This window comes from Actinomadura rugatobispora (assembly GCF_042656285.1).
GTDB classification, from domain to species: domain Bacteria; phylum Actinomycetota; class Actinomycetes; order Streptosporangiales; family Streptosporangiaceae; genus Spirillospora; species Spirillospora rugatobispora.
Genome location: NZ_JBHSON010000211.1, coordinates 1 through 2664, shown reverse-complemented (window position 1 = coordinate 2664; position 2664 = coordinate 1). Strand labels below are relative to the sequence as shown.

Here is a 2664-nt window from a genome sequence, read left to right as displayed (position 1 = left end):
GGTCCGACCTAAACGGCCGGACCTATAAAGGCACTGGCTTTTAACACGCTGTTGAGTTCTCAAGAAACGGACACCCACCGCGCTGGACCCGCTTTCGCGTTTCCCGCCCCGGGGCGACTCTTTTACTTTATCAGATCCGCTCGGCCTGTCAATTCCGGGCTTTTCCGATTTGCCTTTCCAGCCCCGCTTCCGCGGGCCCTTCCGGGCGTTGGTGCTATTTCATCAGATCCGGCTCGATTGTCAAACTCGGGCCTTTTCCGATCCATCCCGATCCTGGGTACGGCGAAGCCGTTCCGGCTGGATCATGGATGGTGTGTCCCGCGGGCCGGCCGTCGTCCGACGTCCTGCTCCCCTGCGGGGCGAAGTGAACAGTATGCCCAACGAGGGTAGAGGTCAAACCGGCTGGCGCACTTCGTTGCGAGAAGTCGGCGTTCTGGCTCCGTACCGGCCCGGGCTCGGGCCCATCTACCTCGTGTTATGCCGTTCGACCCGACTTAGGTCACAAGTTGCCAACGGGGCGCTTGGCCCGTTTTTTCCGGTGCGGTCGCCGTTGTCAGGACTTGGCGAGGTACCCGCCGACGAAGAGGATCCCCTCGGCCAGGACCCACAGGGCGGCGGCGACGGTCAGGAGCGCGTCGAGTCGCTGCGGCCTGTGGCGCACGCCGGGCAGCGACCAGGAGATCATCACGACGGCGATGGCCAGGAGGGCGGGAGGCACGGAGAGCGCCACGGCCGGTTCGAAGGCGGCCGCGCAGACGGTGTCGAGCCGTCCGGCCTCACCGCAGAACGCCGCCTCACCCCACCCGCCGAGCGTCGAGAACCCCCAGAGCACGGCCAGCAGGGCGTTCGCGATCGTCGGAAGGGCCGGCGAGATCCGCCAGCCGTTCGGGCGCTCGGAAATGACCTGCACAAACGGACGGTACCTCGCCACGGCCGCGTCCGGAAGCCCGACGCTCGGCCAAAGGGGATCGGCGGATCAGGTGATGTCCTTGGACTCGTGCAGCGTCAGATCCATGGCGATCGCCGTGGTGACCACCATCGTGCGCAGCGGCTCGGGCACGGGGTCGTTGATCTCCACGCTGTACTTGTCGGCCGTGGTCAGCAGGTGCGTGGCCAGGCCCGCCCACTTCTTGCGGACGTGCCCGACGCGGCTGCCATCGGCGTCGGTCACCGTGAAGTTGTTGCGGCCCAGGTCCACGGCGATCTCGCCGAGCGTCGTCTCGTCGCCGCCGCGGATGCTGTAGCGGCGGCCGACGCGTTCGGTGCGGAAGGTGCCGACGAGCTCGCCGTCCGCCCGCAGCACCGTGGTGAGCAGCCGGCCGGCCTCCTTGTCGACGACGAGCAGCGGCGCCCCGTCCGGCGTGGTGAGCAGGACCGCCCTCGCGTGCAGCTCGGACTTGCCCGGGAAGTAGGTCTGCAGCCTCTCCGCGCGCACCGGCGTGTTGCTCTGGTCGGCGACCGCGAGGAGGGTGCCGTCGCCGTCCAGGACCTTGTACTGCGATCTGGCGAACGGCCCCCGGCGTGGCTGCTCGACCCTGAGCACCGAGGAACTGAAGGGATCGCTCATGCATTCTCCTGGCGTCATCGGACGCGTTCACGTGCCGTGCCCGTTCCGTGCCGGCCCGGTCCCGCGCGTACACGGCCCGGTCTGTAGCTCAGCGGCGATCCTGCCAAGGGCCACCGGGGAGCGGAAGACCTTTCCCTGACGTACTCCTCAACGACCGGCGCGCGTTCAGTGTCCCGGCCTGGTCGTGCTGACGGCTAGCCGATGGGCCGGTCCTTGTTCTCGTACAGCATCAGGTCGAGGGCGATAGGCGCGGCCACCACCAGGATCCGCAGGGGGTCGGGCAGGGGGGGAACATCCGAAGAGACCCCCGCCTTCAGGCGGGGGAGGAATCGACTTCTGCGGAGAGGACAAGGACCGGAGATCCGCCGCTACGACGGATCTCCGAAACCCGGGCGCGGCCTGCAGGCTGGTGCCAGCGTCTGTGCTGCCTGACCGGTGGAGACAGACCAAGCTGGCCGGGCCTTGCTGGTCGAGCGGCTGAAACACAGGACGCCCGGCCGCGTGCAACAAGATCGATCCCGCGTACATCTCACAGCGTTGCTGGCGTGCGGAACCGGGGATCGGGAGGCACGCGAGAGCCAAGCGTGTTTCCGGTGCCGGTCCTGCGGCTACGCCGGCAATGCCGCCGATGTGAACGCGGCCACGCAACATCGCCCACGAGACCAGACTCAGGCTCGTGGGCACGGCGGCCGGACCGGCCGTCGCTGCGCGGGGACGCTCCGGGTCGCCGGGGCGGACGAACCGCGAACCTCAACCCCTGCTCCTCTCCTGAGGCCACGGGTTGGAATCCCCCCTCGTTCACGAGGGGGAGGAGGTCAAAGGGGTGCATCGTGCCGAACCGGTGACCGCGGCGGCAGGACGGCAAAAGGGGGCGGTCCCAATGGGACCGCCCCCTCAGTGCCGTTCACCCGACACGGGGCGTGGACCGCTCGATCAGAAGTCCATGCCGCCCATGTCCGGGGCGCCTCCGCCGGCGGCGGCCGGGGTCTTCTCCGGCTTCTCGGCGATGACGGCCTCGGTGGTCAGGAACAGCGCCGCGATCGAGGAGGCGTTCTGCAGCGCCGACCGCGTCACCTTGGCCGGGTCCAGGATGCCCG

At 68.6% G+C, this 2664-nt stretch carries 2 protein-coding genes; both read right to left on the bottom strand.

The window, feature by feature from the left end; translation table 11 throughout:
* Positions 1-553: 553 nt before the first annotated feature.
* On the bottom strand, positions 554-910 hold the full coding sequence (locus ACFPZN_RS55840; protein ID WP_378293518.1) for a hypothetical protein: 357 nt from the start codon (positions 908-910) through the stop codon (positions 554-556).
* A gap of 66 nt (positions 911-976) precedes the next feature.
* Entirely contained in the window at positions 977-1567 is a 591-nt protein-coding gene (locus tag ACFPZN_RS55835; RefSeq protein WP_378293516.1) for an LURP-one-related family protein, read from the bottom strand.
* Positions 1568-2664: the final 1097 nt, after the last annotated feature.